Origin of the sequence: Streptomyces sp. NPDC085931 (genome assembly GCF_044540565.1) — a bacterium.
GTDB lineage: Bacteria > Actinomycetota > Actinomycetes > Streptomycetales > Streptomycetaceae > Streptomyces.
In genome coordinates, this window is the sequence record NZ_JBITSK010000013.1 from 118,416 (window position 1) to 134,636 (window position 16,221).

The following is a 16,221-nucleotide window of genomic DNA, read 5'->3' on the forward strand; positions in this document are numbered from 1 at the left end:
GGGATGCTCCTGGAAGTGGGGCGGGCCTATCCCGCCATTCACCTTGTACAGGTCCGGTCTTCGGCCTTCGTGTGACGCCCACCTCGGAAAACAACTCCGTCGTGACCGCATCGTGATCAACCCTGGGGGAAAGTTTTCCCCCCTCAGCGGCCGGACTTTGTCGACAGGACCTCAAGCCGAGCATCGGTTACGAGGCCGCCGCGATCCGCGGGGCGGCCCGTACGTGAGGAGCCGACATCCCCACACCACGCCGCTCACCCCGATGCCCCCCCACGCGGCGATCAGCGCCTTCAACTACCTCCGTGCCGTCCAGGCCGACGACGTCGACACCGCCCGCGAGTTCGCCGGCGCCGAACCGCAGATGCCCGAGCTGCTCGTCGACGTCGCCGAACGCATCGTCGTCCCGGTCACCGCGCTGCCCGGCCCGGAGGCCGGCGAGCCGTGCGCGGACACCTTCGCCCTGGAGGCCCTCGGGCGCGTCTTCGTGACCTCGATGCGGACCTCCCGGGCGACCCGCCAGTCCGGCACGTCGATCCAGGGCGAACATGCACCCCGCGGCGGGAACCGGCAGCTGAAACGGGCGATGTTCCTCTACGCGTTCGCGGCCCTGCATGATCCCGCCTCCCGGGCCTACTACGGCCGCTGCCGGGCCCTCGGCAAGACTCACACCCAGGCACTCCTCCGCCTCGCCCGCCACCGCATCAGCGTCCTGTTCGCCATGCTCCACGACGGAACCTTCTACCAGCCGAGAAGCCCACAGCTCGCTTGACGAAGGACATAGAAGCCCCCCGGCAAACCGCCCGTCAGCGAAGGTCCACCGCCGGCCAGTACACGTGTCGAGGAACTCCTGGCCGCCTTCAAGGACGCACTCGGCTTCGTGCGCATCCCCCGCCCTCACCCGCCCGCCGATGCCTCGCCGCCCCCATCCCCGGCGCCACCCACTGGAGCGGCCGCTGCCCCAGAGAGCCTTCGCAGCGGCACCCGGCCTCCGGGCGCGCTGCGAAGGCGGCTGCAGTGCCGGGTGTGACTACACCTGGGTGTCTGGCTGCCTCTCGGGACGCCGGACGACCTGTCGCAGCCGCTTTTCCACCTCGTACCGGTTGAGGCCTTTCGACCTCTCGTAGTGGGTCACGGCAGCTCGTATGGCCACAGCGGCGTCGCGCCATACTCGGCGCTGCTGGTCGCGCTCCTCGTGGTCATCGCGGATCGCTGTCACCGGGCTAGTGCCCCGCGGCCGCCGGGCGAGCACCTGCTGCACCGCCTGGCCATCGCGGACGTCGGGATCACCCTGGAGCGGGTAGGCGGGGCTCTCCGAGCGGGAGGTCCACCCGCGCCCGGCGCTGGCCACAGAGTTGCTCGCCCGGCAGCTCCAGGGCGGCCCCCGGCCTGAACGGAGCGTAGGTCCACGGCGCCGCCCAGGACGCGGGCCTATGTCCACCGGGCGAGCCCTTAACCGGGAGCCGCCGGGCATCTTAGTGTGCAGCCGTTCACCCTCGAGCACGGCATGCGTATCTGAAGAACTGGCGGGCCTTGGCCCGACACCTCGGTCGCCGAGAGCACATCAGCGACACCGTCCCAACCGCCGCCAGCCTGCTGTCTCACCAACACATCGCGGACCTGCACCCGGCACCGCAGGCGTAAATACAGGCCACCGCGAAACTCTCGATGCCTCACCACTTACCGTGCACGAGCTCGTTAGTGGCGCTGGTGGTCACGCCGGGCTAGCAAGTAGTGCTCCACACCAACACTGTAAGTAATGCGATCGCTTTGCGCCTGCATTCGCCGTTCCTGCTCGACGAGGAGCCCGTCGGCATTCTCCGTCCTGCGATTCCCTCGCCTTAACAAAATGAAGGTCAACGCCAATACTACCGCCGCCAATAGGCCGAACAGAATGGCAAGCTCAGTCATGAAAATCCCCTGGAGTGCGCGCTGGCGATACCAAACAGTCAGGTTAGTGATCGATCTAAAGCTGGTTCACATTATTCCCCCGACTCCTGGTCAGTAACCTGCTAAGTCATCTCAACGGCTTACCTTGGTCGTTGAGTGGTCGTTTCTTGCTCGGGGCGGGCGACCCTCACAGGCGGTCCGGAACGCGTTCAGGCCGTCTTGGCAGCGCACTGGTACAGCGCTTGCAGTCCTTCCGAGGACCGGGGAGGCACCCGGGCGGCTTGTGCGTTACACGGCCGTGGACGACCCAACCCAGGCGGTACCCCGCGTGGGTTGGGTCGTCTCGCAAGCGGTCGGTGTGAGGGAGGTAGCCATGCTAGGCAGTGGCCAGCGAGGTTATCCGCCTCATTCACACCCAATCGGGCATTGCCGAACAGCTCTCAGCAGACGGACGGGCGTCCGTTCGGAATCACCTTCCACGTCGGCGCTGAGCAATTGCTGGCGGTCAAGAACCGGTGGTCTGCCTACCTCTTTCCCAGACCGAACCTGTTCGTCAGCAGAGAGATTCCTGCCAGGCCCAGCGCTGCTGCGGCGACGTACATCCACACGTTTCCACCGGCCGCAATCACCAGTAAGACACCCACGATGATGCAGGCCACTGCCAGCATTACGAGGGGTAGCGACCTATTGTTCGTGTCTGACACTGCAACTCCCGAGAGACCGGCTGCGGGGCGACTTCGAGTCACGCCCGCAGGTACTTGCTATTCCATCGTCACGAAGGACACGACACCGGCTGCAGCCCCGACAGCACCGCAACCGGCACCGACGGGCGTCGGCCCAGCGACTACCGTGCAGACACCAGCGCCCGCCGCGACGCCTGTCGCCCCCTTGTTGACTTTCTTCTTCACTTCCTTCGATGCGCACACCACGCCGCCGGTAGCCTTCCCGAAGGCGTTGTCGCAGAAGCCCAGGCCAGACGGATCAGCATGGTTGACAGGGTCCCCGGCGGCGTAGAGGTACGGGTTCGTCTCCTGCCCCGACGGGTCGGGCTGGGTGAAGCGGCCGAGGGACGGGTCGTAGTAGCGGTGGCCCATCTTGTAGAGGCCGGTCGGGTCGAGGTAGGCGCCGGTGTAGCGGTGGGGCTGGGGGGCTGCCTCTGTGGTGGTGCCGCGAGGCAGGCCTGTGGGGCCGTAGGCGTAGGTGTGCGTGCGCTTGCCCGTGTCGTCGGTGAGGCCGAGGACGTTGCCCGTGGCGTCGGTGAGGTAGTAGTAGGACTTCCCCCCAGTCGTCATGGAGTTCAAGGTGCCCGCCGGTTCGCGGATGAATCCGGTGTCCACGCCGTTCGTCGTCGTGGAGGCCAGGCCCAGTGCGGTGTGGTGGAACCAGGTCGAACCCAGCTTCGTGCGCTCGGAGTTGTCCGTGCCCGCGTGGACCAGGTCGTAGCTCTTGCCGCCTGCGGTGATGGCGGAGAGCTGGCTGTAGTCCGTCCAGGTTTCGTTCGTGCGGGCGGTGGTGCTCGCGGCCGCCGTCTCGTTGCCGAGCTTGTCGTAGGACCAGCCGGTGGTGGAGCCGTTCTTGCCGGTCAGTTCGCTGGCGTCGTCGTAGGTGTAGGTGGTGCCGCCGGGGCAGGCGTTCTTGCTGCCGTCCTGGCTGGTGAGGTTGCCGGCCTTGTCCCAGCAGTACAGCCACGACGCCTTGCGGGCTCCGGCGGAGTCGGCTTCCAGGGCGTAGCGCAGGCGGTCCTGGGAGTCGTAGTCGTAGGTGGTCCTGTACTTGGTGAGGTTGTCGGTGCGGGTGCGGATCTTGGTGGTGTCCTTGCCCGCGGTGTTCTTGTAGTCGTAGGTCAGGTCGATCAGGGTGGTCGTGCCCGAGGTGGTCTTGACGGCCTCGGGGCGGCCGTTGTCGTCGATCGTCACCGACTGCGTCGTGCCGCCCGGGTAGACGGTCTTGGTGCGCTTGTCGTTGTTGTCGTAGTCGAAGTCGGTCTTCTTGCCGTCCGGGGCGGTCAGGTAGTCCAGGCGGCCGGCCTTGTCCCAGGTGTAGTCGGTCTTGCCGGTGGGGTCGGTGTAGTGGTCGACCTCGCCGCCCGGCGTGTAGGCCAGCGCCGTCTGAGCGCCGTTCTGCAGGGTGCGGACGCTTTCGCGGTTGAGCTTGTCGTAGGTCCAGCCGGTGGTGCCGGAGGCGTCCGTACGGGACTTGACGTTGCCATCACCGTCGTAGGAGTAGGTGACCGTGGCATTGGTGGAGGACACCTTCGTCACGCGGTCGCGGTTGTCGTAGACGTAGACGGTCTTGATGCCGCGTCCGTCGGTGACGGTCTCCACCCGGCCGAGCGCGTCGTAGGTGTAGGTCGTCTCGCCGAGCGGGGCGGGCGGGGTGACCTTCTTGAGGTTGCCCTTGGTGTCGTACTCGAAGGAGGTGACCTTGCCGTTCGCGTCCTTGGCGGTGCAGCGCTGGCCCTCGAAGCCGCCGCAGGTCGGGGTGTCCTTGTTGTAGGTGTACTCGCGGGTGCCGCCGGCCGTGCCGGAGGTGGTGACCGACATCGTGTTGCCGTTGGTGTCGTACTTGAAGGTGTCCTTGCGGCCGTCCGCCGTGGTGAAGTCGTTGGGCAGGTCGGTGCCGGCGACGGTCTGGTACGCCGTCACCGACGCCGTGGCGCCGAGCGGGAGCTTCTGGGAGAGGGCGTTGTTGCGGCCGTCCCAGCCGTAGGTGGTGGTGTTGCCGCCGGTGCCGTCCGCGCCCGTGCCCATCGCGTCGGTGGCGGTCTGCAGCAGGTGGCCCGTGTACTTGGCGTGGCGGGAGTGGTCCAGCGCGTCGGTGACCTTGGTGACCTCGCCGTCCGCGTTGTGCAGGTACGTGGTGGCGTCGCCGTCGGGATCGGTGACCGTGGTGGTGCCCGCGTCGGAGGGGGTGGCGGCCGTGTAGTCGTAGCGCCAGGTCGGACCGGTGTGGCCGGTGCTCGTCACCTCGGTGGCCCGCTGCATCGACCTGACGCGGTTGTGGGCGTCGTAGGTGAACAGCGTGACGGTGCCCTCGGGGGTGGTCACCTTGGTCAGGCGGCGTGAGGAGTCGTACGCGTAGGCCGTGGCCTTGCCGTCGGTGTCGGTGACCTTGGCCAGGTTGCCCGCCGGGTCCAGGTCGAACAGGGCCGTGCGGCCGGTGTGGTCCTTGGCCTGCCACTGGTTCGGGTAGGTCTTGACCAGGTCGATCCAGCGGCCCGAGCGGGTCTCGGTCAGCTTGAAGCCCTTGTGCTCGCCGCCCTCGTCGTGCTGGTCGACGGTGATCGTGCCGTCGTTGTTGTCCGTGACCTTGGTCAGCGTGCCGTGCTCGTCGTAGGTGTCCTTCGTACTCGACTTGCGGTCGGTCAGGGTGTAGGTGCCGTCCGCGTTCTTCTTCAGGTCCTTGGAGTAGCCGGTGGGCGTGGTGTAGCCGCCGGTGGACGTCTGCTTGAAGCGGAGGGCGTCGCCGGTGGAGTCGTAGACGACCACCTCCCCGTCACCGAACTGGAGGTAACGCTCGTACGCCTGCCACCAGCGCTGCGACACCTTCCCCCAGGGCGCCTCCAGGGAGTTGTACGTCCGCGTCAGCTGGAGCTTCTGGCCCACGCCGGCGATGTCGAAGTCCGTCGCGGCGAGCATCAGGTTGCCGTTGGAGAGGTTCACCCGTGCCACGAGGGCGTCGTTCAGGCGCGTGTCGGTGATCCGGTGCCAGGGCACCTCGCCCTGGCCCTCCGGAACGAACGAGGTGGCCTCGGCCGTGGCCCTCGCCCGCTCGGCACCGGCTTTGCCGCCCGCGGTACGGGCCCGCTGCGCCGCCCGCCACGCGGCGACCTCCGCCGACGGCTCGGCCTCCGCCTGGGACTCGGGTGCCTTCACCGACCCGGCCGGTGTTGCGGGCGCCTCGACCTTCGTCGGTCTCGTCCAAGGGCTCTCCGGCTCCGGTAACTCCGGCTTCGGCGGCGCCGCCAGACCCGGTGCCGCCGAGAGCACCACGGCAGCGGCCGTGAGCGCGGACAGGAGAGCGGTTCTGTGTGTTCTTCGGGCACGCCACAGGGACGTGCTCTGCGCACGTGAATGCATCAGCTTCCCCCACGGAAGTCAGACAGACAGTCAGAACAGGTGACTCATACGGTCACCTGGGCCACACAAGCTGTCACAAGAAGCACACAAAGCGACGGGCCGTTCCCTGTATCTGCCGTCCCATGCCAGCCGGAATCAGCCCCACCTCTTCGACGGGATGAAGGCGTGCATACCGCAGTAACTCGCCGCCTCGGCAGGAGGAGATTGCGCGATCCACTGCGATCCCGGGGGATCATACTGACTGGAACCTTCGCCTTTCGCGGGCACCGCACGCGACCGTGCTGCAGAAGGCAGCCTGTGCAGATCCCGTGCGTAGGCGTGACGCGCTGTCCCACCCGTAGTTGACCAGGCCATCGCGCCAAGAGCGTCCGTCCCCCGAGCGGATACGCGAACAGGGTGTCCGGCCTTGCCTCGGTCCGGACTCTCCTGGCACAGCGCCCGGCTCCACCCGCCAGCGTGGAGCCGGGCGCACCCTGCCGGCCAGATCCGTACTCGCATCCTCGGCCCGGTGGTCGATCTCCAGCAGCACCGGCACACCCACCGCCCGTACAGGCGGGCGGCTCGGCGTCCTTCGAACGGGTGAAGGTCCGCATCTCGCGCAACCACCGGACCCGGCATGAGTGTCGTGCACCAGCGACACCACCCGCTCGACTATGAGGAGCCCGCTCTTGCTCAAGAGCCTCGTCACGGCGGCCGCTGTTGCGGCCGGCACCCTGACCGCCCTGTCTGTCGTTCCCGCGCACGCCGCCGAGTACAGCTCGGCGCTGAAGATCCGCGGAGTCCAGTACGACGCACCGGGCCGGGACTCCAACAGCTGCTCCTCGGGCAACACCGACCAGGAGTACCTGACGGTAAAGAACTACTCCCCCCGGACGACGATCAACCTCAAGGGCTACGTCGTCAAGGACGCCACCGGCAACCGCTTCACCTTCACCGCCAACCACTACCTGCAGCCCGGCGACTACGTGAAGCTGCGCGGCGGCCACGGCACCGACTCCGACACCCACAACGTCGTCTACCGCGACAACTGCAACTTCCTGTGGAACAACGACAAGGACACCATCTACCTCTACAAGCCCTCAGGAAGCCGCGCAGACGTCCACACCTACACCAAATCCAGCAACGACCCCGACGGCAACGGCTACATCCACTTCCACAGCTGACTGAGGCCATGCTGCGCCGGGCCGGCTGCCCAGCCCGCCCCGGGGCTAGATGTATTGGCCCGCAGCGTTGTTCACGCGGCTGAACGGTGGGTGGCCGCCGAGTGCGGTGTGGCAGCGGTGGTGGTTGTAGGTGTGCAGGAAGTCTGCCAGGGCTGCTGTTCGTTCGTTGTTGCTGGTGTAGGGCCGCAGGTAGGCCCATTCGTCGAGCAGGGTGCGGTTGGTCTTCGCCATGATCAAGCCCGGCAACCGTTAACAACGCTCGTGATCAATACATCTAGGGCGAGTTCCTGGAGAAGTGAGCGCGGACGGCGTGACGAAAGGGCCGGGCCGGACCGACCGGCATTCCGGTCGGTATCCGAGGTGAGTTCGCCCTACAGGTAGGGATAGTCGGTGTAGCCGTGGTGGTCACCGCCGTAGAAGGTGGCGGGGTCCGGGGTGTTGAAGGGCCCCTGGGCTGCCAGGCGGGCGGGCAGGTCGGGGTTGGCGAGGAACAGTGCTCCGAAGGCGACCATGTCCGCGGTGCCGTCCTGGACGAGGCCGAGTGCGTCCGGACCGGTCGGGTCCGGGTAGGTGAACGGGTTGAGGATGAACGTGGAGGGCCAGGTCTTGCGCAGGCGGGTGGTCAGTTCCCGGTCGCTTCCCTCGATCATGTGCAGGTAGGCGAGATCCAGTTCGCCGAGCTTCGTGACCAGCGTGGTGTAGGTGTTCTCCACGTCCACCGCGTCCTGCTCGGCGATGTCGTTGTAGGGGTTCGCGGGCGAGATGCGGAACCCGGTGCGGTGGCCGCCGATCGCCTCGGCGACAGCGGTGGCCACCTCCAGGGCGAAGCGGACCCGGCCGGCGGCGTCGCCACCCCAGCCGTCGGTGCGCCGGTTGGTGTTGGGGGCGAGGAACTGGTGGATCAGATAGCCGTTCGCGCCGTGGATCTCCACACCGTCGAAGCCGGCCGCGACCGCGTTGCGTGCCGCGTCGGCGAAGTCGGCGACGGTACGGGCGATGCCGTCGGCGTCGAGTTCCTGCGGGGTGACGAAGTCCACCGGCCCCTGGTGGGTGTACACCTGGCCCTTCGCCGCGACGGGCGAGGGCGCGACCGGGTGCAGCCCGGGAGGCAGCAGGCTGGGGTGGCCGATGCGCCCGGTGTGCATCAGCTGCGCGAAGATCACCCCACCCTCGGCGTGAACGGCGTCGGTGACCTTGCGCCAGGCCGCCACCTGCTCCGGCGTGTGCAGGCCCGGCGTGTCGGGGTAGCCCTGGCCGACCGGCGAGGGCTGGATCCCTTCGGTGACGATGAGGCCGGCGCTCGCTCGCTGGCTGTAGTAGGTCGCCATCAGATCGGTCGCGGTGGCGCCCGGCCCGTAGGCCCGGCTGCGGGTCATCGGCGCCATCACGATGCGGTTGGCCATGGACCGGCCGGCCACCTCGATCGGGGCGAAAGCGTTCGTCATGGGAATCTCCTTGATGTCGCGGAACGGATGGAGGAGAGGAAGAGCCGGCTGCTGCCGGCCGGCCAGTGAGTCGTTCCGGTGCGCCGGTCATGGGCGGCGATGCGGGGCTGCGGTGCCGGGCGGCTGCGCCGCGCCGACGGAGGGCTGCACGAGGGCAGGACAAACCGCACCCTCGCTCCGCACAGGGCAGGGCGGAGCCGGACAGCACGAGAAGCTGTCCGCCCGCCGATCGGGACGGGTCTCCGTCTGTGCTTACTCGGCCGGAGACTGCCGGCTGCGGTCCCTGATCGCCTTCTCGATCGTCCACGCACACGCGGTGAACATGTCGACCTGATTAGCAGTCAGATCGCGTACGGAAATCTGCTCGAGGGACCGCCACATGTCGGCGATGGGTTCCTTCAGGGCGCGGCCGGCATCGGTGAGGCGGACCACCATGACCCGCCGGTCGTGCGGGGCCGGCTCCCGGGTGAGCAGCCCTGCCTCCTGCATACGCCGCAGGGACTTGGAGACGGTGGAGTGGTCGAGGCCGACCCGCTCCAGGAGTTCCGCCTGGGTCAGGCCGTCGTGGTCGAAGAGCTGCATGAGCAGCAGTTCCTGCCCCGGGTGCAGGTTCATGGCGCGCAGCATGCCGGCGGCATGGCCCCGGTGGGCGCGGGCGAGTTGGAAGATGGCGTAGCTCAAGGGCCCTTCGCCCGCCGCGTCCGGCAGCTCCGCTGAGGTGGTGTCCGACATTGCTGCTCCCTGTTCGTGCGGAGAGTGGTGTGATGGTTCAGTCGACGGTGAGGACGATCTTGCCTCGGTTGTGGCCCGCGTCGCTGGCCTGCTGGGCCCTGGCCGCCTCGGCGAGCGGATAGGCGGCGCTGATCGTGGTGACCAGTGTGCCGTCCGCGGCCAGCTGGGCGAGTTCGGCGAGACGGGCGGCGGAGCGGCGCTGAGGGCCCTCGGCGAAGACGATGCCGAGTTCGGCGGCGCGGAAGTCGGCGGTGGTGACGATCCGGTCGGTGCCGCCGCGCAGGGTGATGGAGTCCTCCAGCGCGCCCTTGCCTGCGGCGTCGAACACGGCGTCCACCCCGTCGGGGGCGACGGCACGGACCCGCTCGACCAGGTTGTCCCCGTAGACCAGCGCGGTCGCGCCGAGCGAGGTGACGTACTCCTGGTTGGCCGGTCCGGCGGTGCCGATGACGCGGGCACCGCGGGCTACGGCCAGCTGGACGGCGATGGTGCCGAGCGCGCCGGACGCGCCGTGGATCAGCAGTGTCTCGCCGGAGGTGACGCCGAGCAGGTCCAGGACCCGCTCGGCGCCGTCGGTCGCCACGGGCAGGGCGGCGGCGTTCTTCCAGTCCAGACCGGCCGGCTTGGGTGCGAGGACGGCCTCGGACGCCAGGGCGTACTGCGCGTAGGAGCCGGTGTCGGACCAGCCCAGCACCTCGTCCCCCACCTTCAGCCGCTCGACGCCCTCGCCGACGGCGTCGACCACACCGGCGATCTCCCCACCTGGCACGGCGGGCAGCGTCGTCGGGAAGATGGCCTCCATCCCGCCGGACCGGATCTTGCCGTCCACCGGGTTGACGCCGACGGCCCGCACGCGAACCCGGACCTGGCCGGGGCCGGGCTGGGGAACGTCGATCTCCGCCTCGTGCAGGACCTCGATGCCGCCGAACGTGTCGAAAACGATGGCCTTCATGACTGCTCTCCTCGGAGTGAGATGCCACACCGACCACATTCTGTGGCCGACCACATAAACGTAGCACCGTTTATGTGGCTAGCCAAGTAATTGTTGAGAAGGGCTCCCGCGCATGTTGATCCGCCCTTCGTCCAGAAGGGTCCTCAGAGCACTCCCTCGTCCTCCCAGCCGTACTCGGGGCACGGCAGGGGGTCCGTGACCCAGCCCGCTGTCAGCACCAAGCGCGTGTGGCGATGCAGGGCGAGGAAGCCGAAGGGCCGGTCGAAGACGGCACTGATCCGGGTGGTGACGTAGCGGAGGTCGGGTAGGCCCCCGGCGACCGCGCTGAACGCCGTCACCGCGGCAGCCTCAAAACCCGACGCGCCGAACTTGGCCCGTGTGTTCTGCTCGGCCGACCCGATGGCGAGCGGGAAGCCGCTGATGCCGGGGAAGTGTCCGCGCGAACGGTCCCGAGCCGTCGTGAGACCGAACAACCGGTGCAGCTTCAGCAGATCGTGGCTCGCGTTCATGTCGTACGCAACGGTCGTCACCTCCAGCCACGGCGGCTCGGGCCGGGTGTTGCGCAGCTTCTCCACGCGCAGGCCGGGGCCGACGTCCCCATAGGGCAACAGCGGTCCCGGCACGACCGGGTACCGGCCCGCGAGGATGCCGACCCCGGCTTCCAGCACCTGCCGCGGCTTCATGTTCTCCTCGCCGAGCAGCAGGTGCACGTCCAGGGCGTTGTTCCCCAGCACCTTCAGTTCGGTGACGTATCCGCCGGGTGTGTCCGCCACCCCGATCCGGTCCAGTACGGCACTTGAGCGCTGCAGCCCCAGCCTCGGTTCGGCGGCCCAGGGCTCGTACGCCGTCTCCAACGGCACCTCGGTGAACGGGCTCAGCCACTGTGTGCGCATGGTCAGCGCACTCGCCAGCACCATCTCCGTGTCCTCGGTCAGCGTGACCGGCATACGGTCGATCAGCCCACCGGTACGCTTCGCCGTCCACGCGTCCAGCGCTCGATGGTCGGCCGCGCGGTCCCCGGTGAGCACCCCGTGGACGTCGGCCGACAGGCCCGCCTCCCACTCCTCCCGCAGCTCCAGCGTGCGCTTCGTCCACAGCCCCAGCGCCGTGTCCAGACCTCGCATGGCGCCCATCGCGGCAAGCAACTCGCGTGCGGCGCCGGCTGCCTGCCCGGCGTCGATCCCGAGAGCCTCCGCCAGTTCTGTCCGCGCCTCGCCCGCGGCCCCGTCCGCCAGGTGGGCCAGCAGCGGCCACACACCCGCCGCCGAGAACACCGTGCCGCCCTCCGGCACACCCGCCCACCGCGCGGTCAACTCGTTCACCGCGCGGACCGTCGCCGTCGCGACTCCCATGACACTCCCGTCGTCACCACGCCCACGGTGCGCAGTCCCACTTCTGCACCGGCGTCGCCGCCATCCGCCCGCCTGGAAGCACGGTACCTGTCCCCCCACCTCCGCCTTCGGGCTAGCGCGTGTCTCTTTGATGGGTTGGTCAGTTGATCAGATGTGCCTGTCCGATTAGTGATCACTGATGCGATGTGGGACCGGATCGCGCCGCTAATGCCGGCCGATCCGGCCTGCGGCAGGCGGTGGGCAGACCATCGCCGCACGCTTGAGGCCATCGCGTGGAAATACCGCACCAACTCGCCATGGCGGGACCTACCCGACGAGCTCGGCTCATTCCAGACCGCCCACAAACGGCTGATCAGATGGGCCATCGACGGCACCTGGGAGATGATCCTTGCCGCCGTCCTGGCGGCGGCGGACGCCGATGACGACATCGACTGGACGGTGTCAGTGGACTCCACGGTCGTCCGGGCTCACCAGCACGCCGCCGGAGCGCTCAAAAAGGGGCGGCCCACCGCGGCGAGCCGGCCAATCACGCGCTCGGACGCTCCCGCGGCGGGCTGAGCACCAAGGTCCACCTGGCCGCAGATGGCCACGCACGGCCCCTCGCCTTCGTCGTCACCGCAGGCCAGGCGGGTGACGCGCCCGCCTTCGAGACGGTGATGTCCCGCATCCGCGTGCCCCGCGCTGGCCCCGGTAGGCCCCGGACCCGGCCCGTGGCCGTTCTGGCCGACCGCGCGTATTCCTCACGTGCCATCCGCAGCCACTTGCGGCGCCGGCGCATCCGCGCGGTCATCCCGCAGCCGTCCGACCAAGTCGGCCACCGCCTGCGGCGAGGCCGACTCGGTGGCCGCCCGCCCGGCTTCGACCGCGAGGCCTACAAGCAGCGGAACACCGTCGAGCGGTGCATCAACCGCTTCAAGCAGTGGCGCGGCCTGGCCACACGAACCGACAAACTGGCAATCGCCTACCAGGCCGCACTCCACCTCGCAGGCATCCTCATCGGGACCCGACGCTGACCAAAGAGACAGAACCTAGCCGGGCAGCTGCACGTGGTGCTGGAGGATCGGGTCGTAAAACAGGACGGGCTGGTCGACGCGGGCTGACAGCTCCGCCCGGTAGGCGGTGCCGTCGTCGACAGCATCGTGCACGGCAAGGAGCTCGGGGAGGTGCCCGTTGAGGTCGCCGAAAGCGTGCTGTGCGGCCCGGGCGCCGTCCCACAGCTTCCCTGACGCCTTGGCCTGCGGGACGGACACCTGGTGAACCCGGTTTCCGTGCGCGGTCAGCTAGCCGCCCGCGCGCAGGAGCCGCGAAGAACCGTGGCAGTCTTCGGCTACGCGTACGACACGGGCCCGGTCGGCTGGCCTTCAGTTGTGGAGAGGTTGTCGGACTCAGCGACGGCGGAGTTCCCCGGACCATTCCCGGAGCCGGTCTTCGAGGGTGAGGTTGTCACCCCGGGCCACGGTCTGCAGCAGTTGGGCGCACACGGTCGCTTCGGCGGCGAGGCCGGCCGGGCTGCCCAGGATGGGGAAGGCTGCACGGACGCGGGCGGCGACGTTCGGCTGGAGCAGCGAGTATGCGTAGAGCATGGCGGCGTCGAACCCCTCGGGGGCCTGCCCCCAACCTTCCCAGTCGAGAAGCCGCAGAGGCTTGGTGAGGTTCGCCCAGTGCAGGTCGGCGTGGGCGGTGGTCCAGTTGGTCACGGCGGGGGTCGGGATGCCGACGAATTCGGGGATGGCCCGGTCCATGTACTGCTGACGTACGGCGACACGGTCGGTGACGGTTGCCGACACTTTCTCCAGTGTCTTGGTCAGGTCGGCCCACCAGGAGCGGGGCAGCTGGAGGTCGTGCTGGAGGATCGGGTCGTCGGACAGGACGGGCTGGTCGAGGCGGGCTGACAGCTCCGCGCGGTAGGCGGTGCCGTCGTCGACGGCGTCGTGCACGGCCAGGAGCTCGGGCCGGTGCCCGTCGAGGTCGCCGAAAGCGTGCTGTGCGGCCCGGGCGCCGTCCCACAGCTTCCCTGATGCCTTGTCCGCCGGTGCGGACACCAGCCGTAGCCACGCCGGGGCGCCGGCCGCGGTGCGGGCCGGGGCGCCCAGGGTGCGTCCGGCCCACCCCCAGAACTCGCCGTCCGGCTCGACTCGGACGTCCAGGGCCTTCGCGGCGCGGGCGTGGTGGGTGCGCATGCGCTGTTCGGTGTCCGGGTCAGGGGGAGGCGAGTACATGAGTGATCTCCCGCAACTTGGCTGCGGTCAGGTAGGGTTGGGCGACGGCGTCGGCCGCGTCCCTCCAGTGTGGCGTACTGGAAGCGGCGATGAGGACGTCCGTCACTCCTGGGCATGACGCGACGGTGAGAAGGCACGCCTGGGCGGGGGTGAGGCCGGGCTGGATGAGGTCGGCGAGCTCCTGGTCTGCCATGCCGGGGAGCTCGCCGCCGTGCAGCGGCGCGGAGGCCATCACCCGCAGCCCCGCGTCGGCGGCGACCGGGAGCGGGCCACGGCCCTCCAGGGCTTGGACGATCGGCGTCATCATCACCAGGCTGACCGGCATCTGGACCGCGACCAGGTGGTGCTCCGGCCCGCCGGCGGCTGCGGCGGCCAGGGCGAGCAGCTCCCCCACCGTGAACGCTTCTTCTTCCAGCCCCGCCCAGGTGGCGATCCCGTACCCGGCCACGTTCCCGGCCGCCACCTCCTCTTCCAGGATCACGAAGGCGTCCCGCATCGCCGGGTGCAGGGCGAGACGGTCGCCGGGGTGTGCGCGTTCCGGGTTGTGCAGCAGGACCAGGTCCAGCCGCTCACGTCCGAGCTGCTCGCGGTTGCGGCTGATCTGCCAGCGCACGTAGTCCGGGGCGAGGCCGTGCCCGGTCATCGCCTGGTCGGCGGTGAGGACACCGGCGTTCACGGCGTCGGTGCCGGTGGCCGCTGTGAAGTACCCCGCTTTCGTGGAGACCCGCAGGGACGGGTGGGTGGCCAGGACCGGAGCCAGCACGTCTTGGGCGCGGCCCGCGGCGTAGTTGGGGGCGGTGTCGATCCACTGTGCGCCGGAGGCGGCCGCGCGGGCAGCCGCCTCCGGGATCGCCCGGCACCGGTAGGTGCCCAGAGCGAGCTCTGCTGTCACAACAGGCTCCCCACCACGGCGGCCTGCCCTGTGACGAGCTCCTGGATCAGCCCGGCGACGTCCTCCAGGGCGAGGCCGGCCGTGTCGGCGAGCGTGGCCAGGTCCACGGTGCGGCCGCCGACCAGCGGACGCAGCACCGCCTCTGCCTCGAGGGTGAAGTCGTACACGGTGCCGGCGGCGGACAGAGTCACGATGTCGTCGCCGACGTCCAGCACGGCGCGGGCGGTGGTCAGCCGCACCCGCAGGTGCGGGTCCGCCGGGATGCCGTCGATGTATGGCAGGCTCGGCATCATGCGGCCGACGGCCTGGCCGTCCATCGCGGTCCGGTAGCGGGCGAGCAGCCTCGGGTCGTCCAGCAGTTCGGCAAGCCGCTTGCGCATCCCGTCCACGGCGTCGGCCTGGACGTCCGGCCCGGCGTGCAGCGGCAGGTCGCGGCGCCAGTCCTCGTGGGTGAGCAGCTGCTCGGACACCCACGCCATCAGGTCCGTCGCGGTGTGGGTCTGCAGTCCGCAGGTGACGTGCAGGGACCGGGTGCCCTGGTCGGCGGAGACCGCGTGCCACACACCGCGCGGCACATAGAGCACGTCCCCGGGGTGCAGGACCAGGTCGGCCACCGGCTCGGTGGGTGCCTCGTCCGGGTCCTCGATGTCCCGGTAGAGGGGGAACGGGCGGGTGGTGCCGTAGATCCTCCACCGCTTCGCGCCGTCCAACTGGACCACGATCGTGTCGTGGTCGTCCCAGTGGACCCCGAACCCCTCGGTGCTGGTCCACGAGGCGTAGAGGTTGGCCTGTACGCGGGTGCGCAGGTCTCGCTCGATCGCTTCGGCGAGGCGGGCGAGGGGCGGGTGGAGTTCGTCGACGCTGTCCAGGGCGAGGGAGGCGCCCTCGAGGAGGCGGGTGTGCAGTTCGGCGGGGTGCAGGCGGTGCCACACGGTGTGCCGGCGCGTGGCCACCGGGGTGGTGTACCCGCCGACCAGCAGCGTCTCGCCGTCGCGGGAGAGCCGCATGCGCGGCGGCTCCAGGCGGTGGGCGGCCAGGATGTTGTTGAGGTCGTCCCAGGTCATCAGCCCGGCGACGTCGAGCGCGCCAGGTGTGTGGCGGTGTTCGCGGTGCAGTGCCTGGGCGAGGAAGTCCTCGCCCAGGCATGCCGCGATGGACAGATCCGTCATCGCGTCAGGGCTCCCGATCGTCAGTCGTTGCCGTCGCTGCGGCCGGTGCCGCCGCCGTCCGAGGGGATGGCGTTGCGGTTGCGGGCGGCGATGATCCGCTGCCGAGAGCGGAGCAGGCCGCTGGACTGCGGCCCGGGCGTGGCGGGTGGGGGCGGGACGGGACTGGGCATGAGGACCCTCCTCCTGATCGGTCGGCCGGGCCCTGGACAGCCGCGGCCGCGACACCCGTCAGTACAGCCACGGCAATGGCTGGCGATAACCCCGTGGCGGGGCCCCCACGGTGGGTATGGTCGTTGGGCTGTCATTCCACGAAGTTCAGGGGGACTTGTGG

The 16,221-nt window shown here is 69.3% G+C and carries 13 protein-coding genes and 2 pseudogenes; 3 read left to right on the top strand and 12 right to left on the bottom strand.

What is annotated here, in order from left to right; translation table 11 throughout:
• Positions 1-511 precede the first annotated feature (511 nt).
• Positions 512-769, top strand: a pseudogene (locus tag ACIGAN_RS26215) (IS110 family transposase); the annotation flags it as partial.
• A 926-nt stretch (positions 770-1,695) separates the two neighbouring features.
• On the opposite strand, the gene ACIGAN_RS26220 reads toward ACIGAN_RS26215, so the two are convergent.
• Together ACIGAN_RS26220 and ACIGAN_RS26225 are read right to left on the bottom strand one after the other, a co-directional pair.
• Positions 1,696-1,908, bottom strand: a complete 213-nt coding sequence (locus ACIGAN_RS26220; RefSeq protein WP_399861110.1) for a hypothetical protein — start codon at positions 1,906-1,908, stop codon at positions 1,696-1,698.
• A 740-nt stretch (positions 1,909-2,648) separates the two neighbouring features.
• Positions 2,649-5,966 (bottom strand): RHS repeat-associated core domain-containing protein, encoded by a 3,318-nt coding sequence (locus ACIGAN_RS26225; RefSeq protein ID WP_399861112.1) that lies wholly within the window; start codon positions 5,964-5,966, stop codon positions 2,649-2,651.
• 668 nt (positions 5,967-6,634) lie between these two features.
• Here ACIGAN_RS26225 and ACIGAN_RS26230 point away from each other — a divergent pair.
• Positions 6,635-7,129, top strand: a complete 495-nt coding sequence (locus ACIGAN_RS26230; protein WP_399861114.1) for a lamin tail domain-containing protein — start codon at positions 6,635-6,637, stop codon at positions 7,127-7,129.
• 45 nt (positions 7,130-7,174) lie between these two features.
• Here ACIGAN_RS26230 and ACIGAN_RS26235 read toward each other — a convergent pair.
• The 5 genes and pseudogenes from ACIGAN_RS26235 to ACIGAN_RS26255 all read right to left on the bottom strand — a co-directional run.
• A pseudogene (locus tag ACIGAN_RS26235) lies at positions 7,175-7,348 on the bottom strand (integrase core domain-containing protein); the annotation flags it as partial.
• Between the two features lie 152 nt (positions 7,349-7,500).
• Positions 7,501-8,574 (bottom strand): alkene reductase, encoded by a 1,074-nt coding sequence (locus ACIGAN_RS26240; RefSeq protein ID WP_399861117.1) that lies wholly within the window; start codon positions 8,572-8,574, stop codon positions 7,501-7,503.
• Between the two features lie 252 nt (positions 8,575-8,826).
• On the bottom strand, positions 8,827-9,306 hold the full coding sequence (locus ACIGAN_RS26245; RefSeq protein ID WP_365099684.1) for a MarR family winged helix-turn-helix transcriptional regulator: 480 nt from the start codon (positions 9,304-9,306) through the stop codon (positions 8,827-8,829).
• A 37-nt stretch (positions 9,307-9,343) separates the two neighbouring features.
• Positions 9,344-10,258: an NADP-dependent oxidoreductase gene (locus ACIGAN_RS26250; RefSeq protein ID WP_399861121.1), complete on the bottom strand. Its 915-nt coding sequence runs from the start codon at positions 10,256-10,258 to the stop codon at positions 9,344-9,346.
• Between the two features lie 143 nt (positions 10,259-10,401).
• Positions 10,402-11,610: a serpin family protein gene (locus ACIGAN_RS26255; protein WP_399861122.1), complete on the bottom strand. Its 1,209-nt coding sequence runs from the start codon at positions 11,608-11,610 to the stop codon at positions 10,402-10,404.
• A 183-nt stretch (positions 11,611-11,793) separates the two neighbouring features.
• On the opposite strand from ACIGAN_RS26255, the gene ACIGAN_RS26260 reads away from it, so the two are divergent.
• Positions 11,794-12,623 (top strand): IS5 family transposase gene (locus ACIGAN_RS26260; protein ID WP_399861370.1). Its coding sequence is split into 2 segments (ribosomal slippage): positions 11,794-12,133 and positions 12,133-12,623, totalling 831 coding nucleotides; the frame shifts between segments, so codons are not numbered across the junction.
• A gap of 15 nt (positions 12,624-12,638) precedes the next feature.
• Here ACIGAN_RS26260 and ACIGAN_RS26265 read toward each other — a convergent pair.
• The 5 genes from ACIGAN_RS26265 to ACIGAN_RS26285 all read right to left on the bottom strand — a co-directional run bounded on the left by ACIGAN_RS26265 (position 12,639) and on the right by ACIGAN_RS26285 (position 16,060).
• Positions 12,639-12,860 carry a hypothetical protein gene (locus ACIGAN_RS26265; protein ID WP_365740679.1) on the bottom strand — a complete coding sequence of 74 codons (222 nt, stop codon included), beginning with the start codon at positions 12,858-12,860 and terminating at the stop codon, positions 12,639-12,641.
• A 135-nt stretch (positions 12,861-12,995) separates the two neighbouring features.
• Positions 12,996-13,829, bottom strand: coding sequence for a hypothetical protein (locus ACIGAN_RS26270; RefSeq protein WP_365740680.1), 834 nt, complete (start codon positions 13,827-13,829; stop codon positions 12,996-12,998).
• Positions 13,810-14,721 (bottom strand): aldo/keto reductase, encoded by a 912-nt coding sequence (locus ACIGAN_RS26275; protein ID WP_399861125.1) that lies wholly within the window; start codon positions 14,719-14,721, stop codon positions 13,810-13,812. The genes ACIGAN_RS26270 and ACIGAN_RS26275 overlap by 20 nt, the downstream gene beginning before the upstream one ends.
• Positions 14,718-15,890 (bottom strand): JmjC domain-containing protein, encoded by a 1,173-nt coding sequence (locus ACIGAN_RS26280; protein WP_399861127.1) that lies wholly within the window; start codon positions 15,888-15,890, stop codon positions 14,718-14,720. Before ACIGAN_RS26280 ends, ACIGAN_RS26275 begins: the two co-directional genes overlap by 4 nt.
• Before the next feature lie 20 nt (positions 15,891-15,910).
• A complete protein-coding gene (locus ACIGAN_RS26285; RefSeq protein WP_365740683.1) occupies positions 15,911-16,060 on the bottom strand; it encodes a hypothetical protein in 150 nt (49 codons plus the stop codon).
• Positions 16,061-16,221: the final 161 nt, after the last annotated feature.